The sequence below is a fragment of the Halorubrum salipaludis genome (genome assembly GCF_002286985.1).
Classification (GTDB): Archaea; Halobacteriota; Halobacteria; order Halobacteriales; family Haloferacaceae; genus Halorubrum; species Halorubrum salipaludis.
The window spans coordinates 416,827-438,361 of the sequence record NZ_NSKC01000003.1 but is presented as its reverse complement, the minus strand read 5'-3'; the positions used below and the strand labels follow the sequence as shown (position 1 = coordinate 438,361).

Below are 21,535 nucleotides of genomic sequence, written 5' to 3'. Positions count from 1 at the left end.
ATTCTCTTAAACAGACCGCGTCGCAGTCAGCGGATCACGAACGCCGGCTCCTCGATCCGTTCGCTCTTGCACTCCGGGCACCGCGAGGGCTCGTTGATCGGATCGTCGAAGCCGTCGAAACCGCAGTCGCGGCACTCGGGGGGCGCGACGAGCAGCTCCGCGTCGCCGTCGACCGACCGCGAGACGTGTTCGACGTGGTCGTACACGACCGGCGTCGGCAGCGACAGCATCTCCCCGAGGTCGCTCGCGGTCGCCGGCCCCTCGCGGAGCGTGTCGGCGATGCGCTGGCGGGTCGTCTCCATGGGCGGGATTCGACGACGACCTATAAAACGTCGGCGGCGAGGTCGATCGTCCGCCTCGCGTCACGCGTCCGGCTTCGGCGCCAGCACCACGAGCGCGGTGGCGTCCTCGGTCGCCGTCGGCTCGACCGCCGTCTCGCCGTCGAACCGGACGATCTCGCCGGCCTCGACCGCGTGTTCCTCGCCGTCGAGCCGGACCGCGAACGCGCCCGTCAGCGCGTGGAACAGGACCGTCCGGTCCGGGTGGGTGTGTTCGGGGACGCTCTGCCCGGCGTCAAGGGACAGCCGGACCGTCTTCGGTTCGCGCCCCGGGAACGCCGCCGCGTGCGGCTCGCCGTCGAGGTCGGCGAGCCGGACCTTCGTCACGCCCGACTCGGGCTCGACCTTCGGGAACTCGGCGACGAACCGGGACGCCTCCTCGCGCTCGACTGCGTAGCCGTCGGCGTCGAACGCGGGCACCTCCGCCGCCATCTCGTGGTAGAGGGGGGTCGGCTCGTGGTCGTTGACGATCGTGAGCGTCTCGCCGGGGTCCAGTTCGGCGAACGCCTCGTGGATCCGGTCGTGCCGCTCGCTCGGCGGGAGCTGTCTGACGTCGAGTTCGGTCATCGATCGTCACTCGCCTCCCGAGGGGGATGGGTCGTGTCGCGAACACGTTCGGCTATGCGGGTCGTTGGCTTCGCGCCGCCGTCACTAGCCGTCTGCGCGATCGTCGCCGCGCCCGTCGAGCAGCGCCGCGATCCGGTCGCCGATCCGGGCCATCGTCGCGTCAGAGAGGCCGTGGCCGTCGCCCTCGTCGATCCGGAGGTCGACCGCCGCGCCGCCCCGGCGGAACGCCGCCGCGGTCGCGCGCACGCGCTCGACCGGGACGTACGGGTCGTCTTCGCTGCTGTCGAGCGCGACCGGCGTGTCGGCGAGGTCCCGGCCGTCGCCGGCGTCGGTCGCCTCCCCTTCCGCCGCGTCGGCCACCGATCGCTCCGTCAGGTCGTCCCCGGGGAGCGCCGCGGAGACGACGAAGGCGGCCCCGTACCGCCGCGGGCGACGCCGGAGGAACTCGCTCACCACGGCGCCGCCCTGCGAGACGCCGACGAGGACGACGCGCTCAGGCGGAATCCCGATCTCGTCGGCGGCGTCGAGGGTCACGGCGACGCAGTCGACCGCCGAGGTCAGCGCCGGCTCGTTGGCGGCGACCGGCGCGTCGTGGCCGGCGGGGAACCAGTTCGAGCGGACCGCCTGCGGGGCGAAAAGCGCCGCGCCCGGCCGATAGAACTCGTCCGCGAGCCGGAGCAGACCCTCGGCCGTCCCGCCCCGACCGTGGACGAGCACGACCGCGACCGCCGCGGCCGCGGCCGGGGCGCCCCCGGTCTCCAGCGAAGCGTCGGCGTGCGGGCCCTCGACGCCCGCGAGCCGCCGGGTCATCGTACACCGGTTCGGTCGTCCCCGAACTCGAACGCGGGGAGCTGGCCCTCGATCAGCTCGCGGTCGTCCTCGAACCGGGGCGGGAGGTACAGCTCCGTCGCGTGACCGGTCGCGTCGGGGTTGGCGAGGCCGGGCGTCTGCGGCCCGTCGGGCGTCGGGGCCTCAGTCGCGAGCTCGACGAGGAGCCCGCCGGGGCCGCGCACGTACAGCGAGTGGAAGAAGTGGCGGTCCTTCACCCGCGACACGTCGTAGCCGCGGTCGCGGAACAGGTCGTGCCACTCCAGCAACGCCTCGCGGTCGGGGACGCGCACGGCGGCGTGGTGGAGCGCGCCCGGGCCCTCGCGGAGGTACGGCGCGTCCCGGTCGAGGAGGTCGACGGCGGTCGCGCGGTCGCCGGAGGCGCGGTACCGGATCCGATCTCCCGTCTCCGCCTCGTACTCGAAGCCGAGGGTGTCGAGGACGCTCGCCGTCCCGTAGGGGTCCGCGGGGAGCGCGGTGACGCCGTACAACCCGCGGATCGCGGCCGACTCGGGGACCGGGTCGGCGTTCGCGTTCCCTTCGGCCTCATCGACCCACGGGTCGCCGTCGGCGTCGCTCTCGACCAGTTCGACCCGGGTGCCGGAGGGGTCGGCGACGGAGAGCGCGCGGTCGCCGAACCGGTCGGCCGAGGCGATCTCCTCGACCGCGATACCCCGGTCGGTCAGTCGCTCGCGCCAGAAGCCGAGCGATCCAGGCGGGACCGCGAAGGCGACGGCGGCGTACCCGGGCTTCCCGGCGCGGCCGGGGTCGCCGCGCGGGTCCGGGAAGACGGTGAAGACGGAGCCGGGCGACCCCGTCGCGTCGCCGAAGTAGAGGTGGTACTGGAGCGAGTCCTCGTAGTTGACCGTCCGCCGCAGGAGCCGGAGGCCGAGGGTCTCCGCGTAGAACGCGGCGTTCGCGCCGGGGTCGCCGACGATCCCCGTCACGTGGTGGAGACCCGGGGTGTCCGAGAGCATGGCCGGACATGGGTCGCGCCGCCGCAAACCGATGTCGGTCGCGGTGGGGGAAGGGGACCGCCGGCGACCGTCTCAGGAGAGCAACAGCAGCCGGACGTTGCTCGCGGTGAGGTAGGTCCCGACGACCGTCAGGAGGACCGGCGGGAAGTAGTAGAGGAGCCCGTCGCCCTCGCGGGCGCCGTGGACGCTAATCGAGAGCATGATCAGGTACACGGCGATCTTCAGGGCGACCAGCCCGCCGAGTCCGAACGCCTCGAGCGCGAACGCGACGATCGGATTCGCCTCCTGAATCGTCGGCACGTACTCCAGGAAGGCGATCGTCGAGACGATGTCGCCGACGCCGTACGTCGCCGTCGCGGCGATCCACAGCCAGTAGAACTGCTGCGGGCGCCGGCTGTACGCCGGGCGCCGTCGCCGTCGATCGCGGGACCGGGACACGCCTCGACGTGTCGGGGAGGCGACGTGAATCTGCCGGTTTCGGGTCCGGGCACACGCGACGGGTGCCTACCGCTTCCGGATCGTTCAATGGCGCCCGCGCGGAGGCGTCTGTATGGGAACGCCACTGGAGCCGCGGGAGGAGCAGGTCGAGGAGGTCCTCGACCGGCTCTACGAGGAGTACCCCGATTCGACCATCTCGCTGAACTACTCGAACCGGCTGGAGCTGCTCATCGCCGTGATCCTCTCCGCGCAGTGTACGGACGAGCGCGTGAACAAGGTGTGCGCCGACCTCTTCGAGACGTACCGGACGCCCGAGGAGTACGCGAACGCGCCCCAAGAGGAGCTCGCGGAGGCGATCAACTCGATCACCTACTACAACAACAAGGCGAAGTACATCCGGTCGGCCTGCGCCGACATCGCCGAGAAACACGACGGCGAGGTGCCCGACACGATGTCGGAGCTGACGGACCTGGCGGGCGTCGGCCGCAAGACCGCCAACGTCGTGCTCCAGCACGGCCACGACGTGGTGGAGGGGATCGTCGTCGACACCCACGTCCAGCGGCTCACTCGGCGGCTCGCGATCACGGAGGAGGAGAGCCCGCCGAAGATCGAACAGGACCTCCTCGACGTGGTCCCCGAGGCGGACTGGCAGCAGTTCACGCATCTCATGATCGACCACGGCCGCGCGACGTGTACCGCGATCAACCCGGACTGCGGCGACTGCGTGCTCGCGGACGTGTGTCCCTCCGAGAAGGGCGACGGCGACGTGGACCTGGCGAGCGGCGAGGCGTGGTGAACCGGGACGACGCGGCGCTGGCGAGCGGCGAGTCGCCGTGAATCCGAGGAACGTGTTCGGGGGCGATTAGTTAAAGACCCAACCGATCGGGGGAGATCGCCGATCCGTTCCCTCCGAGAGGGAACTCGCTTCCGGGTTTATTCATACGGTCGTCGTATCCGTAAGTGAGGAGAGACACAATGTCCACGAAAACCACAAACGAGTTCGGCGGAGAGTTCGGCGGCGTCACGCTCCTGGGGAAGGCGCACTCGCTGTCGGCGCTGTTCATCGTCCTGCTTCGGGCGACGATCGGCGGGATGATCCTGTTCGCCGGCCTCGGGAAGGTCTCGGAGTGGCCGTTCGACGCCGCGGGGTACCTCGCGAACGTCGATCCCGCGAGCCCGGTCAGCGGGCTGTACGCCGCGATGGCGTCGAGCCCGGCGCTGATGGAGATCGTCAACGTCGTCGTCCCGGTCACCCAGCTGCTCATCGGCGCGGCGCTCATCGCCGGGGCGTTCGTCCGGCTGGCGGCGCTCGGCGGCGCGATGCAGATGACGCTGTTCTACCTCGGCGGGTGGAGCGGCGAGGCGCTCGCGCTGTTCGACTCGACGCTGGTGTACGCGATCGTGTTCCTCACGGTCGCCGCGTTCGGTGCGGGCCGCGTCCTCGGCCTCGACGCCTACATCGAGCGGTTCGAGGTCGGCGGGCAGGCGCTCGTCGAGAAGTTCCCCAAGCTGCGGTACGTCCTCGGCTGAACGAGGGCGGTATCGGTCGGGGTAATCGGTCGGGGAGAAGCGGGCGCGTGAACGCGCGCCGCCGACTCGTTTTCGATCTCACGACACCGGTTCGACGCGGTCGCCCCGAACCGTGACGTAGATGAGAATCCCGAGCAGGCCGGGGACCAGCCCCGCCAGGAAGAGCAGCGCGACGCCGACGCCCCACTGCCACGCCCAGTCGCTCCCGCGGGACTTCGCGTCTCGGTAGACCCACCGACCGACCAGCCCGAAGACGACGAGCAGAATCAGGAGGAGTATCAGCAGTTCGGGACCGCCGGGGACCTGTAACGGAACGGGGGACATGGGTCACCGTTCTCTCTGAACGTGATAAGATTTTCTCAGTAGCCGACGGCGTCGCCGCGGCGCGGCTCGCCGAGGTCGACACCGGCGCTCCGTTTCGGGTTCCAATCCATATAAGACCGCGCGGCCGGTACGGAGCGGTAATGGAACTCGGTTCGCGGGACGCGTTCGCCCGGATGGGCACGCTCGGCATCGAAGAGGAGTTCTACATCGTCGATGCCGACGGCCGCCCGACCTCGGGGACCGACGATCTCGTCTACGGCCGCGACCCCCCGGCGGCGGTCCCGGAGGGGTTCGACCACGAGCTGTTCAAGTGTACGATCGAGGCGCAGACCGAGCTGATCGAGGACCCGTCGAACGCGGCCGACGCCCTCTCGACGGTGCGGGAGGCGCTCGTCGACCACGCCGCCGCCGACGGCTACCGGATCGCGGCCGCGGGCCTCCACCCGGCCGCGAAGTGGCGCGAGCTCGATCACGCCGAGAAGCCGCGGTACCGGGCGCAGTTAGACCGGATCCAGTACCCGCAACACCGCAACACGACCGCGGGGCTCCACGTCCACGTCGGCGTCGACGACGCGGACAAGGCCGTCTGGATCGCGAACCGGCTCCGGTGGCACTGCCCGGTCATGCTCGCGCTCTCGGCGAACTCCCCGTTCTGGAACGGCTTCGACACCGGGCTCGCGTCGGCCCGCGCGAAGATCTTCGAGAACCTCCCGAACACCGGCGTCCCGTCGGCGTTCGACGACTTCGACGCCTTCAACGCTTTCGAGCGCCGGATGGTGGAGACGGACTCCATCTCCGACCGCGGCGAGCTCTGGTTCGACGTGCGCCCCCACACCGGCCATGGCACGGTCGAGGTGCGCGCGCCCGACGCCCAGCGCGACCCGGCGGTCACTCTCGCGCTGGTCGAGTACGTCCACGCCCTCGTCGTCGACTACGCCGAGCGCTACGCGGACGGCGAGTCCCCGCCGACCCTCCGCCGGGAGCTGTTGGACGAGAACAAGTGGCGGGCGATCCGCCACGGCCACGACGCCTCCTTCATCGCCCGCGACGGCGAGGGGACGGTCTCGCTCGGCGAGGTCGTCGCCGACGAGTGCGACCGCCTCGGAATCGACGGGATCCGGGACGTGTACGACGCAGAGAGCGGGACGCAGCGCCAGCGCCGGCTCCGTGAGAAGGACGGCCTCGACGCGCTCTGTGCGGATCTCGTGTTGTCGCCGTAGGCGGGACGAATCGCTGGACCCCCGTTCCGTCGGAACCGAAACGACGAGAAACCCTTTTGGGCGCGCGGACCCCAGTTTCCGGTATGACTACCGACGATCACGTCGACGGGGCGGACGACGACGCCGCTGACGAGTCGCCCACCGAGCGGACCCGCGAGGAGCTCCGGAAGACGAAGGAACGCCTCGGCGAGGGCGCGGACAAGGCCGTCAAGGGGTTCGACGACAACGTCGTCGACCTCCTGTCGTGGCTGCTCGACACGGAGACCCGCGCGCGGATCTACGTCTACCTCCGCGACAACCCGAACAGCACCAGCGACGAGGTCGCCGACGGCACCGGGCTCTACCCGAGCACGGTCCGCGAGGCGCTCGCGGAGCTCCACGACGAGGGCACCGTCGAGCGCGACAAGCGGGAGGCGAGCGGCGCGGGCAACAATCCTTACGAGTACGAGGCGATCGCGCCGAGCGAGCTGGTACAGGGCGTCGTCGGCGACGTGCAGCGGGAGCTCAACGCCGTGTTCAACCTCGACCGGCGGCTCGGGGGGGAGTCCCCCGACGGCGACGCGGAGCCGGTCCAGATCTCGGTGGACGGGGAGGGTGAGGGGAGCGAAACCGACGACGGGAACGAAGGCGCCGAGCGAGACGGCGAAGCCGACGAGGATGGGGAAGGCGACCGGAACGACGAAGCCGACGACCGATAGGTCGCGGGAGCGCTCCCGCTTCGAGACGTTTTAAGTTCCGTCCGCGCAACGGTCGTGCATGAACGTCGCGCTGGGTGGCACGTTCGATCCCGTTCACGACGGCCACCGGAAGCTGTTCGAACGGGCGTTCGAGCTGGGTGACGTGACCGTCGGGCTCACGTCGGACGAGCTCGCGCCGAAGACCCGACACGTCGAGCGGTACGTCCGCCCGTACGACCGCCGAAAGCGCGACCTCGAGGCCGAGCTGTCCGACCTCGCCGACGAGCACGGCCGCGAGTACGAGATCCGCGAGCTGACCGACCCGACCGGCATCGCCGTCGAACCAGAGTTCGACGCGCTGATCGTCTCCCCGGAGACGAAGGGGGGAGGGAGGCGGATCAACGAGATCCGGCGCGAGCGCGGTCACGACCCCCTCGAGCTCGTCGTGGTCGACCACGTGGAGGCCGAGGACGGCGAGCGCATCTCCTCGACCCGGATTGTCGCCGGCGAAATCGACGAACACGGGAACCTGACCCCGAGCCGAGAGGGCCGGGGCGCGACTCGCCCGGAATGACGGGGAGAGACCGCGGCGACGACGGGCGCCCCGCCGCCCTCGCTCGCGTCGCCCTCGGCGAGACCGGGTTCGAGCGCGCGGCGGTCTGGAGCGCGGTCGGCTTCGCGGTCTCGTACGCCGCCTTCGACGCCGCCTCGATCGCTGTCGACGCCGCGGCCTCGCTGGGAGCGACGGGGATTCCGCAGGACCTCGCGGCTCCCGTCGCCGGGGCCCTCGCGGTCCTGACCGCGGTCGGCGTCGTCGCCTTCGCCGCGGTCGGCGGGGGCGCGCTCCCGGCGGTCCTCCTCGCGTACGGTCCCTTCGCGGCGGTCCTTCTGCGTACGGCCGGCCCGGAACCGTACTCGGTCCCGCTTTCCGATCCCGTCCCCTTCCTCGTCGCGGTGGCCGAACCGCTCGGCGTCGCCCTCGCCGCGGCGGTCGCCGTCGGCGTCGCCGGCTACGCGATTGGACGCGTCGTCGCCGGCGTCGGCGGCGGGAACGATGACGGAGCCGGCGCGGAAGCGACCGAGTAGCCGAGCGACTCAGTCCCCGTCGAGCGTCCCGTTGAGCACCTTCGCCGCGACGAGGATCGGGTCCCACACCGGCGAGAACGGCGGCGCGTACGCGAGGTCCAGCCGCTCGACCTCCGGGACGGTCATGTCCGCCTCCAGCGCGGTCGCGAGCGTGTCGATCCGCACGGCTGCGCGGTCGGGGCCGACGATGCTCCCGCCGACGAGCCGGTCCGTGTCGCGGTCGGCGACGAGCGTCACGTCGGTCTCGGCCGCGCCGGGGTAATAGCCGGACCGGGAGCCGGCGGTCACCGTCTCGCGGACCGGGTCGAATCCGGCCTCTCTGGCCGCTTCCTCGTCGATCAGTCCGACCCGAGCGGCCTCCATGTCGAACGCCTTCACGGCCGCGGTGCCCGCGATCTCGCCCACGGGAGAGGGGTCGCCGGCGACCGTGGCGCCGATCGCCCGCCCCGCCCGGTTGGCGGTGAGCCCGAGCGGCATCCACGCCTCCTCGCCGGTGACCGCGTGGGTCGCGGTCGCGCAGTCGCCCGCGGCGTACACGTCCGGGAGGCTCGTCCGGCCGTACTCGTCCGTGCGGATCGCGCCGCCCTCGCCCGTCTCGACGCCGGTCCCGTCGAGGAGCTCGGTGTTCGGTCGGATCCCGACGCCGACGACCGCGAGATCGACGGGAAGCGTCTCGGAGCCGGCTCCACCTCCGGCGGCGGCGTCGAACGCGATCCCCTCGATACGGTCGTCGCCGACCAGCCCCTCGACGGGGGCGTTCGTGCGGACCGTCACGCCCTCCGCCTCCAGTTCGTCCGCCACGCGCTCGCCGACGGCCTCGCCGAAGTCCGGGAGGAGATGCCCGGAGCGGTGGAACAGGTGCACGTCGAGGCCGCGCCCTCTGAGCGCCTCGGCCATCTCGACGCCGACGTAGCCCCCGCCGACGATCGCGGCCGTCTCTGGGGCCGGCATCGCGGCGTTGCGCTCGACGCGCTCGCGGTCGACCGCGCTCACGTCGGCGCGGTCGGGGTCGTAGGCGTCCGGCTCGGCGACGTACGCGTCGATCGCGGCCGCGGCGTCCATGTCGTGGAGCGTGAACGCGCCGTCGAGGCCGCGCACGTCGAAGGGGCCGGTCGAGGCGCGGCCGCCCGTGGCGACGAGCAGGTCGTCGTAGGACTGCTCGACCGAGTCGCCCGCGGCGGTCTCGACGGCGACGGTCTTTGCATCCGGATTGACGCCGACGACCTCGTGTCCGCGTCGGAGGTCGATCCCGCGCTCGGCGACCTCGCTCGGCGACAGCGAGAGGAGGTCCGACATGCGCTCGACGCGCCCCTCGACGAAGTACGGCATCCCGCAGAAGGCGTACGAGATCCAACGTCCCTTCTCGAAGACGACGACCTCGCGGTCTGGGGCCTCGCGGCGGAACTTGCTGGCCGCGCTCAGTCCGGCCGCGTCCGCACCGACGACGACGAACGGGTCGCTCATGGGCGGGTCGACGGCGGGAACCGGTAAAAAGCCACGCCGGGGGTGCGACGCGTGTGCGTCGACGGAAGGCCGGCCGGCTACGCCTCGCCGCCGTCGCGCAGCCGCGAGAGCGTCTCTCTGGCGTTCTCGACGGCGGCCTCCTTCTTCGCGGGGTACGCCTCGACCTTCGCGCGGACGGTGATCCCGGGGCCGAGCCGGACCTCGCCGTGGAACGCCGCCTGCTTGTCCACGCGGAGGAACAGCGCGCAGTTGTCGTCGACCCGCTGGTCGAGCTCGTCGATCACGCGGTCGACCTCGTCGAGCCCGGAGAGCCGGTCGAGGACGTGGCGCATTCCGTCGGCGTTCTCGATCCGGGCCGAGAGCACGACAATCCGGTCGCCGTGGTGGCCGACGTTCTCGACGCGGTCCAGATCGGCGTCCTCGGGGAGGAACGTCCGGAGGGCGTCTGCGACCCGCTTCTCGTCCTCGGTGGCGTACGCGAACGCCCGGAGGTCGACGTAGTGGAAGGGGACTTTGGCCATGCGGGTCGGGAGAAGGGTCGGTTACTCCTCGCTCTCGACGGCGTCGAGGGCGTCCTCGGGGACGCCGGTCTCCTGGCCCTCCTCGAAGCTGACCGTGTAGGTCGCGTCGCCGAACATCGTCTCCATCACCTGCGTGATCGTGCCCGTCTCGCCGTCGTACTCGCTGTGCTTGTCGTGGAGCACGACCTCGTCTTCCTTCTCGAAGCTCATGCGCCCACCTTCCGCTGGCACGCTTAAAAGCGCCCGGATTCGCGGCGATCGACGGCGGGAGCGACGCCGCCGCCCTCCCCCCGACGCTCTCACCACACCGCCAGGAGCGCCGCCCCGAGCGACACCGCCAGGACGGCGACGACGGCGGCCGTGACGACCGCGCTGTCGAGCGCGAGCGCGACGGAGACCCCGGCGGCGAGCGCGAGGAACGCGGCGATCGCTCCGGGCACGCCGCCGCGCTCGATCAGCCGGTCGACCGCGTTCGCCGCGCGCTGGGACGGCGGGAGCTCCGGCGGACGCTCCGGCGGCTTCGCGAGCGCCTCGTCGACGGCGACCTCGTCGGGACCGGTGTCCTCGCGCGGCTCGATCCGGAGATCGACGTACTGCGTCTCGGAGCCGTAGCCGGTGACGATCTTCAGCTTTCCGCGGACCGGTTCCGCCACGTCGCCGACGGAGACGTGAACGTGTCTCGTGGACTCGTCGTCGACGAAGTGGTTCGTCTCGTCGACCGACGCGACCCGGTCCAGATCGTCGTCGAAGTGCAGGTGGACGTGCGTGGAACGGCCCGCGTTCTCGAGCGAGACCGCGAACGGACCGGTCGTCTCGAACCGGGCGGGCGCCCGGATCGAGTGAACTGCGTCCCCGTTCAGTTCGACGGAAAGTGTCGACACGTTGGGGTCGACGCACTCACACTAAAAAAAGATGCAGTACGGATACGGGGGCGACGGATACGGGGGCGACCGAGACGGTCGCCGTCGGATCCTACGCCGTCGCCTCCTCGCGCATGTCCGGCGGGAGGAGGTTCGGGATGCCGTCCTCGATCGGGTAGGTCTCGCCGCACTCGGTACACGTGAGCGTCCCCGCGAGGATCTCCTCGTCGTCCCGCTCGTCGACGTCGAGGTCCAGGTCGGCCTTGTCGAGCGGACAGCAGACGACGTCCATCAGGGATTCCTTCATGGCGCGTCGTTCGCGCGGACCGCTAAAAAAGCGTGCGGGTTGGCGGACGCGGAGCGCCCGCGACTCCCGCGAGCCGCTCCGGACGGCGATCCGTGCGCCACCCTCGATGACAACGACTTTGCCGGTCCGTCACCCCCGGCGTGGTATGGGGATCCCGTCGGAACGGATCGACCGGCTGTTCGCGCTCGCCCGCGAGGCCGTCGTCGACGACGAGTACGACCGCGCGCGGGAGTACGTCGCGCTCGCGCGCCGGATCGCGGAGCGGAACCGCTGTGGCGTCCCCGCCGAGTTCTCCCGGAAGACCTGCGACGACTGCGGCGTCTACCTCCGCCCCGGGAAGACGAGCCGCGTCCGGCTCCGCCCCGGACGGGTGGTCGTCCGCTGCCGCGAGTGCGGGTCGACCGCGCGGTACCCGTTCGACTGAGGTCGCCGCGGTCCCCGCTCGGTGCCCGCCCGGGGCTCGCACCGCCGAAGCGTCAGCGTTTATGGCTCGCCCCGCGTTCTCGCGACAATGAGCGTCCCCTGCGTCGCGGTCGAGCGCGAGCGCGGCGAGGCGGTCCGGAAGCGGCTCGCCGACGCCGACGCCCTCGACGGCGACCACGAGATCGCGGTCGACGGCGACACGATCTACATCCCGGTCGTGGCCCCCGAGGCGGTCCCCGACGACCTCGCGGCGGCGATCGTCGAGCGCGACGCCGCCGAGCGCGACCGCCCGCTGACCCCCGCCGCGATCCTCGGCTACGAGCCCTCGCTGGAGCGGCTCGGCGACATCGTCATCGTCGACGAGGACGACGACGAGCGCGCCCGCGAGATCGCCGAGGCGGTGATGGCCTCCGACGTGCCCTGCGAGACGGTGCTCAACCGCGCGTCCCCGATCGAGGGCGAGCTGCGCGTCCGGCGCTGGGACGTGCTGGCGGGGAACGGCACCGAGACGGTCCACCGCGAGTACGGCCACGAGTTCCTGTTGGACGTGGCCGAGGTGTACTTCTCCCCGCGGCTCGCCACCGAGCGCCACCGCGTGGTCGAGCAGGTCGAGTCCGGAGAGACCGCGATCGACATGTTCGCCGGCGTCGGACCCTACGCCGTCCCATTGGCGTCCCGCGGCGCCGACGTGGTCGCCTGCGACCTCAACGAGCGCGCGGTCGAGTACCTCCGGGAGAACGCCGAGCGCAACGGGGTCGCCGACCGCGTGACCGCCATCGCCGGCGACGTGCGGGAGATCGCCGACGAACACGCCGGGACCGCCGACCGGCTCGTGATGAACCTCCCGCACTCCGCCGGCGAGTTCCTCGACACCGCCGTCCGGCTGGCGGGCGACGACTGCACGATCCACTACTACGACATCCAACACGAGGACGACCCGTTCGGTCCGGGAACCCGGGCGATCCGCGCGGCCGCCGGCGACGCGTACGACGTGACCGTCGAGACCGAGCGCGTCGTCCGGTCGTACGCGCCACACGAGTACAACGTCTGCCTGGACGTTCGGCTCTCGCGGGAGTGAGGTCGCTTCGGGCGGTCGCGACGCTTTTCGCCGAGAATCGTCGGACAGCGTGAGTGCCGTCCCGCCCGGAGAACGCCGGCGGGCCGGGACGGCGCGGGCCCGTCACATGACAAGAGTCCACGGCCGCGAGACCGTCGGGGCCAGAGGCGATTTCGCGCTTGGCACGTCGGAGACGTGGGTCACACGCCGGCCGTATCGGATCGCTGATAGGGGTGACAGCCGCGCCGGGTCGCGGTGGGGGTCGCGACCGGCGAGACGAGCGACGCCCGGTACGGGCTCCGACCGGGCAGGCACCGTCGGGGGAGTCGATCCCCGCCATCATGGCACACGATCGGTGCGATCACATCTCAATCGAAGTTCGAGCACCTATATATGCTTTTTCCTTATATTCCTGTGACGATCGCTCAGACTACACATCGATCCAGACGATCTTAGATATATTTCGAAACAGACCCGCACAATCGAAAGACGACGATCGAGGGAACGGACCCGCCGATGTCGCGTGATCTCGCGGCCCGCGGCGTCGCCGTTTCGGAACCCTTATTTTTCCGTTCGGGAATGGTAAGATGCGCGCCGGAGTAGCTCAGCTGGCAGAGCGATTCCTTCGTAAGGAATAGGTCGAGGGTTCAAATCCCTCCTCCGGCTCTTCTGAGGTAACACCGTCGAGTCGAAGAGCTGCGGGAGGGATTTGAACCAGGGAACGAAGCGGAACGACCGTGGTTCACAATCGCCTCCTCCGGCTCTGCTGTCGAACTTCGCGACGCGGAGAGCCGCGATGCCGATTGCGGCCGATCCGTGACCCGGATTTACGGCCACGGAGCCTCGTGGGTCCAGACGACCGATGCAGTACGACACCCTTCGCTCCCGGCTCGACGGGACGCTCGACTACCGCGACGTGATCGCACTCCCGGACGGGAGCGTCGACCGGTACTACGGCGTCAGGGACGCCACGGGCGAGCGAATCGCGACGCGCTCCGCGTTCGTCGATCTGATCTCGGCCGACGGGGTCAGGTCGCTACAGCTGACGCCCGAAGCCGTCCGACCGGGCGGACAGGCGGTGAACGCGGCGCGACAGGTGTCGGCCCTCGGGCCCCGCGTCACGCTGTACGGCCACCTCGACGATCCCGCCCTCGACGGGTTCCCCTTCCCGACGGTCTCGATGGGGTCCCCGGCGACGGTCCACGTCCTCTCGTTCGACGAGCGGGACCTGATGCTCTCCGTCGAGTCCGACGACATCCGCGAGTGGCGCGTCGAGGACCTCTTCGCGGCGGTCTCCGAACCCCCCGACGAGTGGCTCTCCGACGAGGTGGTCGTGCTGCAGAACTGGGTCGGGGTCGCCGGGATGACGGACGCCCTCCGAGCCCTCGCCGAGGTCGATCTCGGGAAGGCGACGGTCGTCTTCGACCCGGGCGACGTCACCGCGTCCGCCGACGAGCCGCTCCGGGCGCTCTGCCGGGCGCTCGGCGCGCTCGCCGACGGGTGCGAGGTCGTCCTGTCGGCGAACGACGGGGAGCTCGACCGCCTCGCGGACGCCGTCGGCGTCGACGCGACGGGCGTGGGTCGGGAGCCGGAACTCCGGGAGGTGCTCGGGGTCGACGCGGTGGTCCTCCACGACGAGCGCCGCGCCGCGGCCGCGACCGGCGAGATGACGACGGTCGAGAACTTCGACGCCGAGCGCGTGACCCGGCGCACGGGCGCGGGCGACCGGTTCGACGGCGCGCTCGCGACCGGGCTGGCGGCGGGCCTCCCGTGGGGTGAGTGCCTCGCGCTCGGCAACGCGTGCGCGACGCACTTCGTCGAACGGGGGGAGACGGCGACGCGGCGGGACGTGCGGTCGCTGCTCGCGCGGCGCGGCGATCGGTGAGGTCCGGGTCGCCCGGAGCTATTTACGCGGGCGGTCGGGGATCACCGTATGGTCGAGCGCCACCACGCCGAGGACCCGCTGGCCCGCCTCCGCGACCGGACGCCCGTCCTCCGGACGCTGGCCGAGGCGGGCGCGGAGGACCTGCCGTTCGAGGGGACGACGGTTGCGGTCTCGTCGCACCTCGAACCGAAGACGGGGATCTTCATCGAAACCCTGCGCGACGCCGGGGCGGAGGTCCTCTGTACGGCGAACGACCCCGGGAGCGTCCACGGCGACGTCGTCGCTCACCTCGACGCGGAGCCGGGGATCACCGCGTTCGCCGAGCCGGGGATGAGCGTGGCCGACCTCGACCGGGCCCACGTCGAGCTGCTGGACCGAGGGCCGGACGTGCTCGCGACCGACGGCGCGGAGCTGCTCGCCAAGCTGTACGCCGAGCCGGAGCTATCTACCGACGGGGTGATCGGGTGTACCGAACAGACGACCTCGGGCGTGTCGCGGGCGCGGGCGATGGCGGCCGACGGCGTCCTCGATGTCCCCGTGTTCGCGGTCAACCACACGCCGATGAAACACTGGTTCGACAACGTCCACGGGACCGGCGAGAGCGCGCTGACGAACGTGATGATCTCGACCAACACGATCCTCTCCGGTCGCACGGTCGTCGTCGCGGGGTACGGGTACGTGGGCCGGGGCGTCGCCACGAAGGCGCGCGCGATCGGGGCCGACACGGTCGTCACGGAGGTCGACCCGCGGAAGGCGATCAGGGCCCACATGGACGGCCACCGCGTGCTGCCGATGGACGAGGCCGCCGAGGTCGGCGAGCTGTTCGTCACCGCGACGGGGAACTGCCGCGTGCTCCGCGGGCGACACTTCGAGCGGCTGCGCGACGGGGCGACCCTGTGTAACGTCGGCCACCGCGACGTCGAGATCGCCGTCCCGGAGCTCGCGGAGACGGCGGCCGAGGTCGCGGAGCTCGAGGAGGGGATCACTCGGTACACGCTGCCGGACGGCCGGGAGATCGACGTGCTGGCCGAGGGGAAGCTGGTGAACCTGACCGGACCGTACAGTCAGGGACACCCCGCCGCGGTGATGGACTCGACGTTCGGAGCGATGTTCCTCGCGGCCCGCGAACTGGTGGTCGGCGCCGAGCGCGATCCGGGTGTCCACCAGCTCCCCGAGCGGCTCGACAAGGACATCGCGCGGCTGAAACTCGACGCGCTCGGCGTGGAGATCGATTCCCTCACCGACCTGCAGCAGCGGTACCGCGACGCGTGGCGGCGCGACGACATCGTGTAGCTCCGGCGTCGGACGGGAACGGGATCGGTGACCGCACGGCAGCGACTGGAACCGCGCGAGCGGAGCGATCGCCGGGAGGCTCTCGCTCCCCGACCCCCCATCGATCCCCAATGTCCCTCCCACCCCCTCGAACCGATCGTTCGTTCACGGGACGCCGGAGACTCGATAATACACTGTAAAGAATATTAGGGCTGTAGCTATCACTCTTGCTAACGTTTCACAGTATATGCGCCCAGAAACGGAGACCGACGCGCAAGAACTGTACGAGTGTTTTGAATGCGGCGCGCGCGCCGAGTCGGGCGGCACCTGCGAGTGCGGCGGCGAACTCCGACACCTCGGGCGGTCGAGGGACCTGTAGCGAGCGCGGGGCTCAGGCCCCGTCGTCGTCCTTGCCCGTCCCGTCGCTGTCGCCCGTCTCCCCCGAATCGCCGTCGCCCGTCTCGCCGCTGTCCGTCGTCGCGTCGTAGTCCGGCAGCGAGAGGACGTTCTCGCGGCCGAGCCGGAACCCGTCGAGGTCATCCTCGTCGCGGAGCCCCGTCACGACCTGGCTCGTCTTGGCGGCGGTCCAGTCGAGCTCCTCGGCGACCTGCTTCTGTTTCATGCGGCCGCCGTTGGCCTCGATCAGCCGGAGCACCTGCTCTTCGTTGCTCAACAGGTCGTCGTCGATCGGCGGCGCCGAGTCGGGACCCTCCTCGGCGTCGCCGGCGTCGCCGGCGTCACCGCCGTCACCGCCGTCTTCGGTCTCGTCCGCGTCGCTCTCGGAGGCGTCGTCGGAGCCGGCGGCACCGTCGTCCCCGTCGTCCGCGCTGGCCGCGGCCGCCGCTGAGGACGCGGTCGCCGCCCCCTCCGAGGCCGCCGCGTCGCCGGTGTCGGCCGCCGACCCGTCTCCGGTCGCGGCCGGTTCCTCCGAGCGCCGGCCGGCGCCCGAACGGTCCCACGGCCGGCGGCGGTAGCCGACCACCGCGACGACTGCCACGAGCAGTCCGAGCGCGACGAACAGGAGCGGCCCGGCGGAGCGCCCCTCCGGCTCGATCGTCACGCGCGGCTCGCCCTCGGTGAAGTCGACCGGCCCCTGCCAGACGACCGCGCTGTCGCGGGTCTCGGTCGGCGACGGGGACGCGTCACCGAGCCGGTAGCCGTCGCCCCACGAGACGATGAGCGCCGATGCGTCGTCGAGGAACAGCGCGTCGATCGCGTCCCCGACGACGAGCCGGTCGCCGTCGACGGCCGCGAAGTTGCGCCACTCGAACCGGTAGGTGAGGACGCCGTACGACTGCGGGAGCTCCCGCCGCTCGGCGGTCACCGTGACGTTCGTGACGGTCATCTCGCGGCCCGTCGCGTTCTCGGCGGCGTCGGCCGTCGCGCGCATGCGTTCGCCGAACCGGGACGTGTACGCGTCCGGGTCCGACTCCACGTCCGCGCGGAGGTCCTCGAACGCCTGCTCCTCGTCGTCGTTCGCGAGGCGGACGCGGTACTGCGTCTCCCAGACCGCGTCGCCCTTGGCGTCGACGGAGACCTCGATCAGGACGTCGTCCGGTTCGACGTCCATCTGGTCGAAGCCGCCGGGCGGAACACCGCCACCGCTCTGCGCGGCACCGATCGACGCGAGGCCGACGCTGGCGACCGCGGCGACGACGACCAGAAGGAGTACCCTTCGCTGCACGGACGGACTGTTACGAGGCTGCGGTAAATCGCTTCCCATCTCACGAGGGGGGACGGGCCGCGCTCGGACCCCGAGGCGGACCGGCCGTCCTCAACCCCCTGGCCGCCAGCACCCGAGCGCCGTTCCGGCCGCTCGCGGTCGTCCCGTAGCGCGATCGTGCCGACTTCGTCCTATCCATCGATACCGCCGAAGACCCGCCGAACGAGGTCGCTCCCGGCCGTCAGCGGTCCGGCGAGACGCTCCGCCAGCGCGCCGACGGCGTTCGCCGCGTCATTGCCGGGTCCGCCACCGGGGGCCGCGTCCGATCCGTCACCGGCGCCGCCGTCGACGGGCGGAGACGGGTCGTCGTCCGGAGGCGTCGCGTTGCCGCCGCCGGCTCCGGGCCCGCGGTCGGCGCCGTCGCTCGCGTTCGCGCCGTTTTCGTCGTCTATCGGGGTGCCGACCGCGTTCGACGAGTCGCCGGTCGCGTTCGTCGCGTTACCCGCCCGGTCCGTCTCGTTACCGCGGTCCGGCGGTCCGTCGCCCGCGCCCGGCGTGCCGTCTGATCCCGGCCCGTCGCCGGCGTCCGATCCACCACCGGCGTCCGCTCCGTCACCGCGCCCCGGACCGTCCCCGGGACGCGCGCCGTCCGGCGGCCCGCGGCGATCGGCCGCCAGGGGCCCGCCCACGTCGTTGCCCGCGACGCCGCGGGCGATGGCCGCGACCTCGGGGCCGCTCGCCTCGCCCGCCCGCTCGCGGAGCTCGGTGAGGCGACCCTCGTCGAGCCCGCGGCTCTCCCTCGCGGCCGCCGGGAGTTCGCGGGCGACGTCGGCGCTTCGGTTCGCCTCGCGCTTGACCGTCTCGGCCCGGGCGCTCGTCTCGGCCATGCGCGCGGCGAACTCGCCCCGAGTCAGCTCGCCGGCGTCGCGGCGCTCGCGGAGCTCCCGCTGCCGCCGCTCGATCGCGGCCAGCCGTTCCTCGGTCCCGTTCAGTCGCTCGGCGACCACGTCGGCACGCTCCTCGGGCGTCTCCGTGCGGTTAAGCGCGACCTCGAACGAGCGTGACTCGACCTCACCGGATATCTCCGCCCGTTGGACCCCGATCACGCCTGAGAGGCGCTCGCCGGGGCTGATGTCGGTTCCGTTCGCCGTCTCGTTGCCCTCGTCCGTCTCGTTCGTCGCGGTCGGGTCCTCCTGCGCGACGGCCGTCCCGACGGGGCCGGCCGCGGCGATCCCGGCGACGCCGACCAGCACCACCGCGACGACGACGAGTGCGATCCCTCGGTTCATCACCTGACGGTACGCGACCTATCCCTATATACACCGATCTCCGTTAAACCGGATCAAGCCGGATTAAACGCGGGACGGCGTCGGGGCGAAGAATAAGCGAACGCTCAGTACGACTTCGCGAAGTACGCGGTCCGCTCGGCGTCGTCGTCGCAGATCGCGCAGCTCTCGTCGTGGTCCCCGTCGGCGAGGGGGTCCTCGTCGTCGAACGGGACCATCACGATCTCGGCGGCCATCGGCTCCTTGATCGGCTCCTCGCACTCCTCGTCGCCGCACCACGGGGCCTTCACGTAGCCGCCGTGCTGGCCGAGCGTGCCGAGGATGTCGGCGCGGTCGTCGGCCTCGCGGACCTCGCCGTCGAGGGTCTCCTCCGCATCGGCGTACAGCTTCGCGTACACCTCGTCGAAGTGGTCGCGGACCGTCTCCGCGACGCCGTCGCGGTCCTCGACGACGCTCTCGCCGTCGGGCCGGTGGACGAGGGTGAGCTCACCGTCCTCGACCTCGTGAGGACCGATCTCGATCCGGACGGGGACGCCGTTGAGCTCGTGTTCGTTGAACTTGAACCCGGGGTTGCGCTCGTCGCGGTCGTCGAGCTCGACGCGGATCCCCGCGTCGTCGAGATCGTCGACGACGCCCTCGGCGTACTCGAGCACCTCGTCTTTCGTGTCCTCCTGCCAGATGGGGACGACGACGACCTGCTCGGGGGCGACGCCGGGCGGGAGCACGAGCCCCTGCTCGTCGGAGTGGGTCATGATCAGCGCGCCGAGCGCGCGCCACGAGAGGCCCCACGAGGTGGTGTGCGCGAGCCGCTCCTCCTCGTCCTCGTCGGAGAACGTGATGTCGAACGCCTCGGCGAACGACTGGCCGAGATGGTGGGAGGTGCCCGCCTGCACCGACTTGCCGTCGGGCATCAGCGCCTCGACGGTCGTGGTCGTCTCCGCGCCCGGGAACTTGTCGTGGTCGGGCTTCTGTCCCTTCAGCACGGGCATCGCGAGCAGGTCCTCGTAGACGGAGGCGTACTGGTCGAGCCGCGTCATCGTCTCCTCCCACGCGCCCTCGGCGGTGGCGTGGGCGGTGTGGCCCTCCTGCCAGAGGAACTCCTTGGTGCGGAAGAACGGCTTCGTCTCCGTCGCCTCCCAGCGCACGACCGAGCACCACTGGTTCACGCGCAGCGGGAGGTCGCGGTGGCTCCGGACCCACTGGCTGATGTACGGCGTGATGATCGACTCGGAGGTGGGCCGGACCGCGAGCCGCTCTTCGAGCTCCTTGTTGCCCGCCTCGGTCACCCACGCGACCTCGGGGTCGAACCCCTCGACGATGTCCTTCTCGCGTTCGAGGTACGACTCGGGGATGAAGAGGGGGAAGTAGGCGTTCTGGACGCCGGTGTCCTTGAACTTCGCGTCGAGGAACCCCTGCAGCCGCTCCCATACCGCGTACGCGCGGGGGCGGGTGACGATGAACCCGCTCATCCCCTCGGGACCGTAGTCCGCCAGCCCCGCCTTCTGTACGACCTCGGCGTACCACTCGCCGGTGTTGTGTGACTTGGACTCGGTGATGCCGAGCTCCTGGTCGTCGTCGCTCATTGTCCAGTGAAGGGTTGGTCGCGGGCTTAAAACGTCCGAAGCCGTGCGAGTCGGTCGGACGCCGCCCCGACCGACCCCGCGCTCGTTTCAGACCGCCGGAACGCGGAGAAACGTTAACCCCGTCCGGGCGCCTACGGCCGGTATGGACCTGACGGGGCTGCGTCGGCATACGCCCGAGGAGGTGACCCGGGCGCGCCGCGAGGCCGCCGTGCTGGCGCCCGTCATCGAGCGCGGCGGCGAGGCCCATCTGCTGTTCACCAAGCGCGCCGCCCACCTCGGGAGACACCCGGGGCAGATGAGCTTCCCGGGCGGCGGCCGCGAGCCGATCGACCGGACCCTGACCGACACCGCGCTCCGCGAGGCCGACGAGGAGGTCGGCATGCGGCCCGACGAAGTCGACGTGGTCGGTCGGCTCGACGACACGCGGACCTCCTCCGCGTACCGGATCCGACCGTTCGTCGGCGTCGCGCCCGACCGCGAGTACGTCCCCGACGAGTCGGAGGTCGCCGAGGTGGCGGTGCTCCCCGTGAGCGGGCTGACCGACCCCGCGAACTACGAGACGGAACGTCGCATCGGGCACCCGGAGTACGGCGACCACCGGATCCACTTCTTCCACGTCGACGGCTACACCGTCTGGGGCGCGACCGGCCGGATGGTCGTACAGCTGCTGGAGCGGACAACCGACTGGCGCGCGCCGGAGGAGGTCGATCGGGTGGTGGGGGCGGACGCGGAGCTCCCGATCTGAACCGGCGTCGGAGCGACCCGCCGAGATCTCCCGAGCGGCTCACCTCGGATCCCGACGACACCAGTCGAATCGGCCCGTATCGACCGAGATGGCCATATTTACACCGTACCGGTGAAATTCTCCGACATGTCTCAGATCGTCGATACTCTCCGCGGCGTCGACGGGGCCGACGCACGGGTGATCGCCCACTTGGACGCCTTCGATTTCACTGTCGACTACATCCGGGAGGACCTCGAATCCGAGTACTCCGACCGGGACCTCGAAGAGGCGTACCAGCTGCTGATGGCGAATCAGGTCACCGGCGACGACTTCAAGGACCTCATCGGCGAGGAGTTCCAAGCGCAGACGCTGTTCTTCGAGAACGTCGTCGCGCTCGTTTTCCCCTCCGCGCGCTACGAGGCCGTCTTCGCGTCGTTCGATCGCCGCGAGCCGTTCCCCGTCATCGACCTCGTCGAAGCCGGCACCTCCGACCGCGTCTGACCTC

At 71.0% G+C, this 21,535-nt stretch carries 27 protein-coding genes and 1 tRNA gene; 14 read left to right on the top strand and 14 right to left on the bottom strand.

Features of this window, described 5'->3' with window-relative positions; all coding sequences use genetic code 11:
* Window positions 1-26: 26 nt before the first annotated feature.
* From CK500_RS07710 to CK500_RS07690, 5 genes are all read right to left on the bottom strand, one after another.
* On the bottom strand, window positions 27-302 hold the full coding sequence (locus tag CK500_RS07710) for a transcriptional regulator (protein WP_095636654.1): 276 nt from the start codon (window positions 300-302) through the stop codon (window positions 27-29).
* Window positions 303-362: 60 nt separating this feature from the next.
* Window positions 363-905 carry a DUF2249 domain-containing protein gene (locus CK500_RS07705; protein ID WP_095636653.1) on the bottom strand — a complete coding sequence of 181 codons (543 nt, stop codon included), beginning with the start codon at window positions 903-905 and terminating at the stop codon, window positions 363-365.
* Between the two features lie 84 nt (window positions 906-989).
* The gene (locus tag CK500_RS07700) at window positions 990-1,715 is read right to left on the bottom strand and encodes an alpha/beta hydrolase (protein WP_095636652.1); all 726 of its coding nucleotides are present in this window, start codon (window positions 1,713-1,715) and stop codon (window positions 990-992) included.
* A complete protein-coding gene (locus CK500_RS07695; RefSeq protein ID WP_095636651.1) occupies window positions 1,712-2,710 on the bottom strand; it encodes a VOC family protein in 999 nt (332 codons plus the stop codon). Before CK500_RS07695 ends, CK500_RS07700 begins: the two co-directional genes overlap by 4 nt.
* 72 nt (window positions 2,711-2,782) lie before the next feature.
* On the bottom strand, window positions 2,783-3,148 hold the full coding sequence (locus tag CK500_RS07690) for a hypothetical protein (protein ID WP_095636650.1): 366 nt from the start codon (window positions 3,146-3,148) through the stop codon (window positions 2,783-2,785).
* 112 nt (window positions 3,149-3,260) lie between these two features.
* Between CK500_RS07690 and nth the strand changes: the two genes are divergently transcribed.
* Together nth and CK500_RS07680 are read left to right on the top strand one after the other, a co-directional pair.
* Window positions 3,261-3,944, top strand: a complete 684-nt coding sequence (gene nth, locus CK500_RS07685) for an endonuclease III (protein ID WP_095636649.1) — start codon at window positions 3,261-3,263, stop codon at window positions 3,942-3,944.
* A 179-nt stretch (window positions 3,945-4,123) separates the two neighbouring features.
* Window positions 4,124-4,678, top strand: coding sequence for a DoxX family protein (locus tag CK500_RS07680; protein WP_095636648.1), 555 nt, complete (start codon window positions 4,124-4,126; stop codon window positions 4,676-4,678).
* Window positions 4,679-4,756: 78 nt separating this feature from the next.
* Here CK500_RS07680 and CK500_RS07675 read toward each other — a convergent pair whose 3' ends face one another.
* Window positions 4,757-5,002 carry a hypothetical protein gene (locus CK500_RS07675; RefSeq protein ID WP_095636647.1) on the bottom strand — a complete coding sequence of 82 codons (246 nt, stop codon included), beginning with the start codon at window positions 5,000-5,002 and terminating at the stop codon, window positions 4,757-4,759.
* A gap of 140 nt (window positions 5,003-5,142) precedes the next feature.
* On the opposite strand from CK500_RS07675, the gene CK500_RS07670 reads away from it, so the two are divergent.
* From CK500_RS07670 to CK500_RS07655, 4 genes are all read left to right on the top strand, one after another.
* On the top strand, window positions 5,143-6,222 hold the full coding sequence (locus CK500_RS07670; RefSeq protein ID WP_095636646.1) for a glutamate--cysteine ligase: 1,080 nt from the start codon (window positions 5,143-5,145) through the stop codon (window positions 6,220-6,222).
* Between the two features lie 83 nt (window positions 6,223-6,305).
* Complete coding sequence (locus CK500_RS07665; RefSeq protein WP_095636645.1) at window positions 6,306-6,920, top strand: winged helix-turn-helix domain-containing protein; 615 nt, start codon at window positions 6,306-6,308, stop codon at window positions 6,918-6,920.
* Between the two features lie 58 nt (window positions 6,921-6,978).
* Window positions 6,979-7,473, top strand: coding sequence for a phosphopantetheine adenylyltransferase (locus CK500_RS07660; RefSeq protein WP_095636644.1), 495 nt, complete (start codon window positions 6,979-6,981; stop codon window positions 7,471-7,473).
* Window positions 7,470-7,985 carry a hypothetical protein gene (locus tag CK500_RS07655; RefSeq protein ID WP_095636643.1) on the top strand — a complete coding sequence of 172 codons (516 nt, stop codon included), beginning with the start codon at window positions 7,470-7,472 and terminating at the stop codon, window positions 7,983-7,985. The genes CK500_RS07660 and CK500_RS07655 overlap by 4 nt, the downstream gene beginning before the upstream one ends.
* Window positions 7,986-7,994: 9 nt before the next feature.
* Here CK500_RS07655 and CK500_RS07650 read toward each other — a convergent pair whose 3' ends face one another.
* From CK500_RS07650 to CK500_RS07630, 5 genes are all read right to left on the bottom strand, one after another.
* Window positions 7,995-9,449 (bottom strand): FAD-dependent oxidoreductase, encoded by a 1,455-nt coding sequence (locus tag CK500_RS07650; protein WP_095636642.1) that lies wholly within the window; start codon window positions 9,447-9,449, stop codon window positions 7,995-7,997.
* A 77-nt stretch (window positions 9,450-9,526) separates the two neighbouring features.
* Entirely contained in the window at window positions 9,527-9,970 is a 444-nt protein-coding gene (locus tag CK500_RS07645; RefSeq protein ID WP_095636641.1) for an RNA-binding protein, read from the bottom strand.
* A 21-nt stretch (window positions 9,971-9,991) separates the two neighbouring features.
* On the bottom strand, window positions 9,992-10,180 hold the full coding sequence (locus CK500_RS07640) for a DUF1918 domain-containing protein (RefSeq protein WP_095636640.1): 189 nt from the start codon (window positions 10,178-10,180) through the stop codon (window positions 9,992-9,994).
* A gap of 89 nt (window positions 10,181-10,269) precedes the next feature.
* A complete protein-coding gene (locus CK500_RS07635) occupies window positions 10,270-10,851 on the bottom strand; it encodes a DUF7524 family protein (protein ID WP_095636639.1) in 582 nt (193 codons plus the stop codon).
* A gap of 91 nt (window positions 10,852-10,942) precedes the next feature.
* On the bottom strand, window positions 10,943-11,137 hold the full coding sequence (locus CK500_RS07630) for a methytransferase partner Trm112 (protein WP_198951525.1): 195 nt from the start codon (window positions 11,135-11,137) through the stop codon (window positions 10,943-10,945).
* Between the two features lie 145 nt (window positions 11,138-11,282).
* Here CK500_RS07630 and CK500_RS07625 point away from each other — a divergent pair, with 145 nt between their 5' ends.
* The 6 genes from CK500_RS07625 to CK500_RS16830 all read left to right on the top strand — a co-directional run bounded on the left by CK500_RS07625 (window position 11,283) and on the right by CK500_RS16830 (window position 16,153).
* On the top strand, window positions 11,283-11,561 hold the full coding sequence (locus CK500_RS07625) for a ribonuclease P protein component 4 (protein ID WP_095636638.1): 279 nt from the start codon (window positions 11,283-11,285) through the stop codon (window positions 11,559-11,561).
* A gap of 87 nt (window positions 11,562-11,648) precedes the next feature.
* On the top strand, window positions 11,649-12,638 hold the full coding sequence (locus CK500_RS07620; protein WP_095636637.1) for a class I SAM-dependent methyltransferase: 990 nt from the start codon (window positions 11,649-11,651) through the stop codon (window positions 12,636-12,638).
* A gap of 572 nt (window positions 12,639-13,210) precedes the next feature.
* Window positions 13,211-13,283: transfer RNA gene (locus tag CK500_RS07615), tRNA-Thr, on the top strand.
* A 196-nt stretch (window positions 13,284-13,479) separates the two neighbouring features.
* Window positions 13,480-14,502, top strand: coding sequence for a carbohydrate kinase family protein (locus CK500_RS07610; protein ID WP_095636636.1), 1,023 nt, complete (start codon window positions 13,480-13,482; stop codon window positions 14,500-14,502).
* Between the two features lie 48 nt (window positions 14,503-14,550).
* Window positions 14,551-15,795, top strand: a complete 1,245-nt coding sequence (locus tag CK500_RS07605; RefSeq protein WP_095636635.1) for an adenosylhomocysteinase — start codon at window positions 14,551-14,553, stop codon at window positions 15,793-15,795.
* A 226-nt stretch (window positions 15,796-16,021) separates the two neighbouring features.
* Window positions 16,022-16,153 (top strand): rubrerythrin-like domain-containing protein, encoded by a 132-nt coding sequence (locus CK500_RS16830; protein ID WP_144049533.1) that lies wholly within the window; start codon window positions 16,022-16,024, stop codon window positions 16,151-16,153.
* A gap of 12 nt (window positions 16,154-16,165) precedes the next feature.
* On the opposite strand, the gene CK500_RS07600 is transcribed toward CK500_RS16830, so the two are convergent.
* From CK500_RS07600 to proS, 3 genes are all read right to left on the bottom strand, one after another.
* Window positions 16,166-17,458 (bottom strand): helix-turn-helix transcriptional regulator, encoded by a 1,293-nt coding sequence (locus CK500_RS07600; RefSeq protein ID WP_095636634.1) that lies wholly within the window; start codon window positions 17,456-17,458, stop codon window positions 16,166-16,168.
* Between the two features lie 170 nt (window positions 17,459-17,628).
* Complete coding sequence (locus CK500_RS07595; protein WP_095636633.1) at window positions 17,629-18,726, bottom strand: hypothetical protein; 1,098 nt, start codon at window positions 18,724-18,726, stop codon at window positions 17,629-17,631.
* A 104-nt stretch (window positions 18,727-18,830) separates the two neighbouring features.
* The gene (proS, locus tag CK500_RS07590; RefSeq protein WP_095636632.1) at window positions 18,831-20,306 is read right to left on the bottom strand and encodes a proline--tRNA ligase; all 1,476 of its coding nucleotides are present in this window, start codon (window positions 20,304-20,306) and stop codon (window positions 18,831-18,833) included.
* Window positions 20,307-20,448: 142 nt separating this feature from the next.
* On the opposite strand from proS, the gene CK500_RS07585 reads away from it, so the two are divergent.
* Both CK500_RS07585 and CK500_RS07580 read left to right on the top strand, forming a co-directional pair.
* Entirely contained in the window at window positions 20,449-21,051 is a 603-nt protein-coding gene (locus tag CK500_RS07585) for an NUDIX hydrolase (RefSeq protein ID WP_095636631.1), read from the top strand.
* A gap of 126 nt (window positions 21,052-21,177) precedes the next feature.
* On the top strand, window positions 21,178-21,531 hold the full coding sequence (locus tag CK500_RS07580) for a hypothetical protein (protein WP_095636630.1): 354 nt from the start codon (window positions 21,178-21,180) through the stop codon (window positions 21,529-21,531).
* The last annotated feature ends 4 nt before the right edge of the window (window positions 21,532-21,535 follow it).